Consider the following 6,919-nt stretch of genomic DNA (forward strand, 5'->3'; position numbering starts at 1 on the left):
GGCTGCGATCTTTTGATCTTGTTTTTTCAAGATCAAAAGATCGCAGCCTGCGGCAGCTCCTACATGAAGGAGCCTGATGGACGAAAAGCCGTTATCATAAGCGCCTCTTTGCCTGCCTTGCCATGGACACCATGACCGAGAACGACTATCTGATCGCTTGGGGCCTCTACGCCTTTGCCGCTTTGGGCTGCCTGCTGGTGTGGATGCGCATCACCCGCTGGATGTGGCGCTGGCTGCGCGAACCCCTGCGTTTACTGGTGGCGGTGCTGCTGTTCAGCCCGACCATCATCGACCCGGTGAAGGAAAAAGTGGCCCCGGCCCTTGCCATCACGGCCCTTGACCTGTTGTTCAAGGTCGGCAACAACGCATGGCGGGCGATTTCCGACCTGTTCATGTACGGCATGATCGCTTTTGGCATCTACCTGGTGTTCGCCGGGGCGCGTTTTATCCTCGAACGTGGCGCCAGGGCCCGCAAGGAACAGGCAGCCGCCACCCAGGCCGCTCTTCGTGCCGACGAACCGGAAGAGGATCACCCCTTCGGCGGTGCCGGCGATGATCGTTACGGTCGTCCACCTGTGCCGGGCAATCCCCAGCGGATGCGCGTCGAACCCCGTCTGTAACCGTGCCCCTGCCATGAAGCGAGAGTCCAAGCATGTGTGAGTTATTGGGCATGAGCGCCAATGTCCCGACCGATATCGTGTTCAGCTTCACCGGGCTGATGCAGCGTGGTGGGCGTACCGGGCCGCACCGTGACGGTTGGGGCATCGCTTTTTACGAAGGCCGGGGTTTGCGCCTGTTCCAGGACCCGGCGGCGAGCTGCGAGTCGGAAGTGGCGAACCTGGTGCAACGCTACCCGATCAAGAGCGAAGTGGTGATCGGGCATATCCGCCAGGCCAACGTCGGCAAGGTCTGCCTGTCCAACACCCATCCGTTTGTGCGCGAGTTGTGGGGGCGTAACTGGTGTTTCGCCCATAATGGCCAGTTGGCGGATTTTCAGCCCACGACCAGCTTCTACCGCCCCGTTGGCGATACCGACAGCGAGGCGGCGTTCTGTGACTTGCTCAACCGCGTGCGGGCAGCGTTTCCGGAGCCGGTGGAGGTCGAGGAACTGCTGCCGGACCTGGTCGCCGCCTGCGCCGAATACCGCAGCAAGGGTGTCTTCAACTGCCTGCTCAGCGATGGCGACTGGCTGTTCTGCTATTGCTCGACCAAGCTGGCGCAGATCACCCGTCGTGCCCCGTTCGGCCCGGCGCGCCTGAAGGACGTCGATGTGATCGTCGACTTCCAGGCCGAAACCACGCCCAACGATGTGGTCACGGTGATCGCCACCGAACCCCTGACCGAAAATGAAACCTGGACCCGCTACGAGCCAGGCCAATGGAGCCTGTGGCGACGCGGCGAATGCGTCAGCCAGGGCAGGACCGAATAAGGATCATCCCCCATGTTGCTCAGTTATCTACGGCTGGTGTTGTTTGCGGCGGGCCTGTTGATCGGTGTCCAGGTGCCGGGGTTCATCAATGATTACGCCAAGCGGGTCGAAGCCCACCTGATCGAAGCGCAGGCCGGGTTGAGCGGGTTCCAGAACACCGCCAATCAATTCTTCAAGGGCGACATGCAGGCCCTGGTCGCCCACTATCGTGCCAGTGAAGACCCGATCTTTCGCAGCGACGCCGACAGCCTGGGCAACCTGCTGACCCGCCAGATTGCGTTGGACAAGCAATTCCAGGCGATGCAAGGGCCGTGGTACATCCGCTTCCTGCAAGTGGTGCTGGCCGCTGATCCGGACATTCGCAAGGAAACCTGGAATGGCTACAGCTACCAGATCCTGCTGACCCCGGAGGCGATGATCTGGGGCATGAGCGGGGCGTTGCTGCTGTCGTTCGGGATCGAGTGCCTGTTCCGCCTGATCGATTGGGTGGTGTTGGGCGGCAAGCGTCTGCGCCAGAGCCGGCCGATCGAAGAGCGGGATTTGCGCGGTCTGTAGGAGCTGGCTTGCCAGCGAATCAAGCGATGCGGTGTGTCAGGCATTGCGCCTTCGCTGGCAAGCCAGCTCCTACAGGTCAACGTTGCAAAACGATGTAATTCTCCCCCACCCGGCGCGCATAGCCCTCCAGCACCTGCTGACACAACGCCACGATCTCCTCGACCCATTCCACGCCCACCCGCCACGACACCACCACTTGCAGGTCCGGTGGTCGCTGGTCGATGTCCAGCAAGGTCAATTCACCCCGCGCCAGCTCTTCGGCCACCAGCACCGGTGGCAATGCGCCGATGCCAAAACCGTCGCGCAGCAGGCGGGTGATCGCCGAGACCGAGTTCACGCAGTTCAGCCGAGGCGCGATGACGCCGTTGGCCTGCATCAGCGCGAGCACTTCCTGATGGGGATGGGAGTTTTTCGAGTAGGTAATGATCCGCTCATTGGCCAGGTCGGCGATGCCTGAGTAGTCGCGGTTGTAGAGTGAATTGCTGGCGACGATCCAGCCCATGGGGTGGCTGGCCAGTTCCAGGCTGCGCACGCTTTCCTGGCGCAGCAGGTCGGTTTGCAGGATCACGTCGAGAAAGCCTTTTTGCAGCTGATCGCAGAGGTTCAGCGAGGTATCGGCCACCAGTTCGATTTCCACCAGCGGGTAGTGATCGGTCATCTGCGCCACCAACGGGCTCAGCCAGGTGTGGATCACCGTGTCCATCACGCCGATGCGCACGCGACCGGCCTTGCAGGAGCGGGTCTCGATCGACTGTTTGAGCGCTTGCATGGTGTCCATCATCTGCTCGGCGTATTCGAGCACTTTCAAGCCTTCCGGCGTCAGGCTCACGCCCCGTGAGTCGCGCAGGAACAGCTTCACCCCAAGCTCGCCTTCGAGCACGGCGATGCGGCTGGAAATCGACGCCTGGGTGGTGAAGAGCTTGTCGGCGGTGAGGCGGAAACTCTTGAGCCGGGCGACCCAGACGAAGGTCTCGAGAAACTTCAGGTTCATGTGATCAAGTTTTCTTATGGCTAGGGCGGGTTTTTATTAGTTGGACGCAGAGCGCTGGCGCGCCCAAAAATCGGCACATCCGGTTCCCACGATAGGCGTCGTCGGGGCTCAGAACAATACCAATAAAATCAGCGCGGAGATTTGCCATGAGTGCGCCCGACACCACCGCCATTCCGAAAGCCACGGCTCGCCCGGGACCTTTCGACTGGTATCGCAACATCAATCAGCAGGAACGCCGCACCTTCTGGAGCTGCAAGATCGGCTATGGCCTCGATGGCATGGACACCCAGATGCTCAGCTTCGTGGTGCCAACGCTGATCGCCATGTGGGGCATCACCACCGGCCAGGCCGGGCTGATTCACACCAGCACGCTGATCGCCTCGGCCATCGGTGGCTGGGTGGCGGGGATTCTCTCCGACCGTATCGGTCGGGTGCGCACCTTGCAACTGACGGTACTGTGGTTTGCCTTCTTCACCTTCCTCTGCGGTTTCGCCCAAAACTACGAACAACTGCTGATTGCACGGACCCTGATGGGCTTTGGTTTCGGCGGCGAGTGGACCGCCGGTGCGGTGCTGATCGGCGAAGTCATTCGTGCCCAGGACCGCGGCAAGGCCGTTGGCATGGTGCAATCGGGCTGGGCGCTGGGTTGGGGCCTGACCGCGATCCTGTACGCGCTGCTGTTCTCGATCATGCCGCCGGAAGACGCCTGGCGCGCGCTGTTCATCCTCGGCATCGTGCCGGCGATTTTCGTGATCTTCGTCCGCCGCCTGGTCAAGGACCCGGAAATCTACCGCGAAGCCAAAGCCAAACAGGAACCCAGCAACCCGTCGAAGTTCTACGAGATCTTCGCGCCCGGCATGCTCTTCACCACGATTCGCGCTTCGTTGCTGACCACCGGTGCATTAGGCGGCTACTACGCCATCACCTCCTGGCTGCCGACCTTCCTGAAAAACGAACGCGGTCTGAGCGTACTCGGCACCGGCGGATATCTGGCGATGGTGATCGTCGGTTCCTACGTCGGTTATGTCATCAGCGCCTATCTGACCGACATCCTCGGCCGCAAGAAGAACTTCATCCTGTTCGCCGTCGGCTCGTTCACCATTGTGCTGCTGTACACGCAAATGCCGGTGAGCAATGGTGTGATGTTGTGGCTGGGCTTTCCGCTGGGCTTCTTTGCCTCGGGTATCTTCAGTGGCATGGGCGCCTTCCTGACCGAGTTGTTCCCGACGCGCATTCGGGGTTCGGGCCAGGGCTTCTGCTACAACATCGGCCGCGCGCTGGCGGCGTTGTTCCCGCTGCTGATCGGCCTGCTCAGCCAGACGGTGCCGCTGAGCGTCGGCATCGGTGCCTTTGCGGCGGTGTCCTACGGCGTGGTGATCCTCGCGGCCCTGAGCTTGCCGGAAACCCGTGGCAAGCAACTCGACGCCCAGTAACTGGTAATCTGCGGGCGTGTCATACGGATATGTCCCACAGCTAAAAAGAATAAAGCCTACAGGAGTGTTCAGCGTGAGCCGCCTGCTATTGAACTGCGACATTGGCGAAAGCTTTGGCAACTGGACCATGGGTCTGGACGCCGAAGTCATGCCCTTCATCGATTGCGCCAACATCGCCTGCGGTTTCCATGCCGGGGACCCGAGCATCATGCGCAAGACCGTCAGCCTGGCCCTCAGCCACGGCGTGCAGATCGGGGCCCACCCGGCCTATCAGGATCTGGTCGGTTTCGGCCGCCGCTCCATGGCCTATGCCACCCAGGAACTGCAGGACATCCTGCATTACCAGATCGGCGCCCTCGACGGCATCTGCCGGGCTCAGGGCGGTCGAGTCAGCTACGTCAAGCCCCACGGCGCCATGTACAACGACATGATGGCCAACCCGGCTCAGCTGCGCGCCGTCCTGCAAGCAGTGGCTTCCTATGACCGCAGCCTGCCGTTGATGCTGATGGCCACCCGCGACAACAGCGCCGCGCAGCAGTTGGGCGAGGAATACGGCGTGACCCTGTGGTTCGAAGCCTTCGCCGACCGCGCCTACGACAGCGCCGGCATGCTGGTGTCGCGGCAACTGCCGGGGGCGGTGCATCACGAACCGGAGAAAATCATCGAGCAGGCGTTGATCATTGCCCGTGGCGATCACCTCACCGCCAGTGACGGCAGCGCCCTGCACCTGCAGGCCAATACCCTCTGCGTGCACGGCGACAACGCCAGCTCGGTGGCCGCCGTGCGGCGCATCCGTGAAGCCTTGAACCAGCAGGGCGCGTCATGAAACTGCGGGTAGAAGTGGTCGCGCTCGATTGCCTGATGGTGCGTCTGTTCGATGAGATCGCCGAAGCCAACATGCCGTGGATGCTCGCCGCCAGCGAAAGCCTGCGGGCAGCGTTCGGTGACCGGCTGATCGATCTGGTGCCGTCCTACACAACCTTGATGGTGCATTACGACCTGACTGCGCTGAATCCGGTGCAGGCCCGGGAATTGATCGCCGAGGCGTTGATCGACTTGTCGCCCAACGCGCGTACTCGCGGCAAATGCCATGTGCTGCCGGTGTGGTACGACTTGAGTGTCGGTCCGGAATTGAGCCTGTTGTCGCAACGCAGTGGGCTGGCGGTGGAAGAGGTGATCCGCCGTCACAGCGGGCGTGAATACCAGGTGTTCGCCCTGGGCTTCGCCCCGGGGTTCGCCTTCATGGGCCTGGTGGAAGAAGTACTCGCCGCACCGCGCCTGAGTACACCGCGCAAGAAAGTCGCCGCGGGCAGTGTCGGCATCGCCGAACGGCAGACGGCCGCCTATCCGGTGGTATCGCCGGGTGGCTGGAACCTGATCGGTCGCACGCCGGCCAAATTGTTTGACCGCAACCGAGACGGCTACAGCCTGATGCAACCGGGTGACACCGTGCGCTTCGAAGCGGTCGGCCATGCCGAATTCATCAACCTGGGCGGTGACGACACGCCGCTGGAGGCCCAGGCATGAGCCGTCTGACGATTGAAGCGAGTACGCCGCTGTGCCTGTTGCAGGACGCTGGTCGTTTTGGTGTGCGGCACCTGGGCGTGACCCAGGGTGGCGCGGCTGATTGGCGTTCGATGTCCTGGGCCAATTGGTTGCTGGGTAACGGGCTGGATGCGCCGGTGATCGAAATCACCCTCGGCGGGTTCACCGTAGTGGCCGAGGACGAATGCGTGCTGGCGCTGGCCGGGGCCGATCTTGGCGCGCACGTGGACGGTGAACCCTTGGCACCGTGGCGCAGCTTCAGGCTGCAAAAGGGCCAGCGTCTGCAATTCACCCAGCCATTGCTTGGCGCCCGAGCCTATCTGGCCGCGCCGGGTGGCTTCGATGCGCCGAAGGTGTTGGGTAGCAGCGCTACGGTGGTTCGTGAGGAACTGGGCGGACTGGATGGCATGGGGCGTGCGCTGGGCAAAGGCGCGTGCTTGAGCTATTCGGGTAACTCAGTGATGTTGCTGCGAGAGTTGACCGCAGACCAGCGGCCGGACCTGAACCTCAAGGCCCCGTTGGACCTGGTGCTCGGTGCGCAGATCGGTGAATTCAGCGGGCAGAGCCTGTTCGATGCGTTCAACAGCACTTGGAGCCTGGACAGCCGTGCCGATCGCATGGGCATTCGTTTGTTGGGCACAGCTTTGCAGTACCAGGGAAAACCGATGATCTCCGAAGGTATTCCGCTGGGCGCGGTGCAGGTGCCGCCGGACGGGCAGCCGATTGTGCTGCTCAATGATCGGCAGACCATTGGCGGTTATCCGCGGCTGGGGGCGTTGACGCCGTTGGCGTTGGCGCGGCTGGCGCAGTGTCTGCCGGGGGCGCAGGTGCGGTTGAAGCCGGTGGTGCAGGATGTCGCCCATCGCGAGCAGGTCGAGTATTTGCACCGTTTTACTGTTTGAAGATCAAAAGATCGCAGCCTGCGGCAGCTCCTACACCGATCTCTGTAGGAGCTGCCGCAGGCTG

At 62.2% G+C, this 6,919-nt stretch carries 8 protein-coding genes; 7 read left to right on the forward strand and 1 reads right to left on the reverse strand.

Going from position 1 to position 6,919, the window contains the following annotated elements:
- Positions 1 to 122 precede the first annotated feature (122 nt).
- Genes SOP85_RS30350 through SOP85_RS30360 form a run of 3 tightly spaced genes read left to right on the forward strand, consistent with a single transcriptional unit; the run spans position 123 to position 1,984 of the window.
- Positions 123 to 620: an MFS transporter gene (locus SOP85_RS30350; RefSeq protein WP_323629328.1), complete on the forward strand. Its 498-nt coding sequence runs from the start codon at positions 123 to 125 to the stop codon at positions 618 to 620.
- Between the two features lie 32 nt (positions 621 to 652).
- The gene (locus tag SOP85_RS30355) at positions 653 to 1,429 is read left to right on the forward strand and encodes a class II glutamine amidotransferase (RefSeq protein WP_274073545.1); all 777 of its coding nucleotides are present in this window, start codon (positions 653 to 655) and stop codon (positions 1,427 to 1,429) included.
- A gap of 12 nt (positions 1,430 to 1,441) precedes the next feature.
- On the forward strand, positions 1,442 to 1,984 hold the full coding sequence (locus tag SOP85_RS30360; protein WP_323629330.1) for a DUF2937 family protein: 543 nt from the start codon (positions 1,442 to 1,444) through the stop codon (positions 1,982 to 1,984).
- A 76-nt stretch (positions 1,985 to 2,060) separates the two neighbouring features.
- On the opposite strand, the gene SOP85_RS30365 is transcribed toward SOP85_RS30360, so the two are convergent.
- Positions 2,061 to 2,975, reverse strand: a complete 915-nt coding sequence (locus SOP85_RS30365; RefSeq protein ID WP_274073546.1) for a LysR family transcriptional regulator — start codon at positions 2,973 to 2,975, stop codon at positions 2,061 to 2,063.
- Positions 2,976 to 3,121: 146 nt separating this feature from the next.
- Here SOP85_RS30365 and SOP85_RS30370 point away from each other — a divergent pair, with 146 nt between their 5' ends.
- The 4 genes from SOP85_RS30370 (at position 3,122) to SOP85_RS30385 (ending at position 6,855) form a co-directional block, all read left to right on the forward strand.
- Positions 3,122 to 4,408 carry an MFS transporter gene (locus SOP85_RS30370; protein WP_274073547.1) on the forward strand — a complete coding sequence of 429 codons (1,287 nt, stop codon included), beginning with the start codon at positions 3,122 to 3,124 and terminating at the stop codon, positions 4,406 to 4,408.
- A 73-nt stretch (positions 4,409 to 4,481) separates the two neighbouring features.
- Positions 4,482 to 5,234: a 5-oxoprolinase subunit PxpA gene (locus SOP85_RS30375; RefSeq protein ID WP_323606761.1), complete on the forward strand. Its 753-nt coding sequence runs from the start codon at positions 4,482 to 4,484 to the stop codon at positions 5,232 to 5,234.
- Positions 5,231 to 5,935, forward strand: coding sequence for a 5-oxoprolinase subunit PxpB (gene pxpB / locus SOP85_RS30380; protein WP_323629331.1), 705 nt, complete (start codon positions 5,231 to 5,233; stop codon positions 5,933 to 5,935). Before SOP85_RS30375 ends, pxpB begins: the two co-directional genes overlap by 4 nt.
- A complete protein-coding gene (locus SOP85_RS30385; RefSeq protein ID WP_323606763.1) occupies positions 5,932 to 6,855 on the forward strand; it encodes a biotin-dependent carboxyltransferase family protein in 924 nt (307 codons plus the stop codon). The genes pxpB and SOP85_RS30385 overlap by 4 nt, the downstream gene beginning before the upstream one ends.
- Positions 6,856 to 6,919: the final 64 nt, after the last annotated feature.

Source organism: Pseudomonas sp. YuFO20 (assembly GCF_035064975.1).
GTDB lineage: Bacteria > Pseudomonadota > Gammaproteobacteria > Pseudomonadales > Pseudomonadaceae > Aquipseudomonas > Aquipseudomonas putida_AE.

Bases quoted from the DNA above. Each gene is read 5' to 3' on its own strand.
- SOP85_RS30350 (WP_323629328.1), top strand. From the start codon at position 123: ATGGACACCATGACCGAGAACGACTATCTGATCGCTTGGGGCCTCTAC.
- SOP85_RS30355 (WP_274073545.1), top strand. From the start codon at position 653: ATGTGTGAGTTATTGGGCATGAGCGCCAATGTCCCGACCGATATCGTG.
- SOP85_RS30360 (WP_323629330.1), top strand. From the start codon at position 1,442: ATGTTGCTCAGTTATCTACGGCTGGTGTTGTTTGCGGCGGGCCTGTTG.
- SOP85_RS30365 (WP_274073546.1), bottom strand. From the start codon at position 2,975: ATGAACCTGAAGTTTCTCGAGACCTTCGTCTGGGTCGCCCGGCTCAAG.
- SOP85_RS30370 (WP_274073547.1), top strand. From the start codon at position 3,122: ATGAGTGCGCCCGACACCACCGCCATTCCGAAAGCCACGGCTCGCCCG.
- pxpB (WP_323629331.1), top strand. From the start codon at position 5,231: ATGAAACTGCGGGTAGAAGTGGTCGCGCTCGATTGCCTGATGGTGCGT.
- SOP85_RS30385 (WP_323606763.1), top strand. From the start codon at position 5,932: ATGAGCCGTCTGACGATTGAAGCGAGTACGCCGCTGTGCCTGTTGCAG.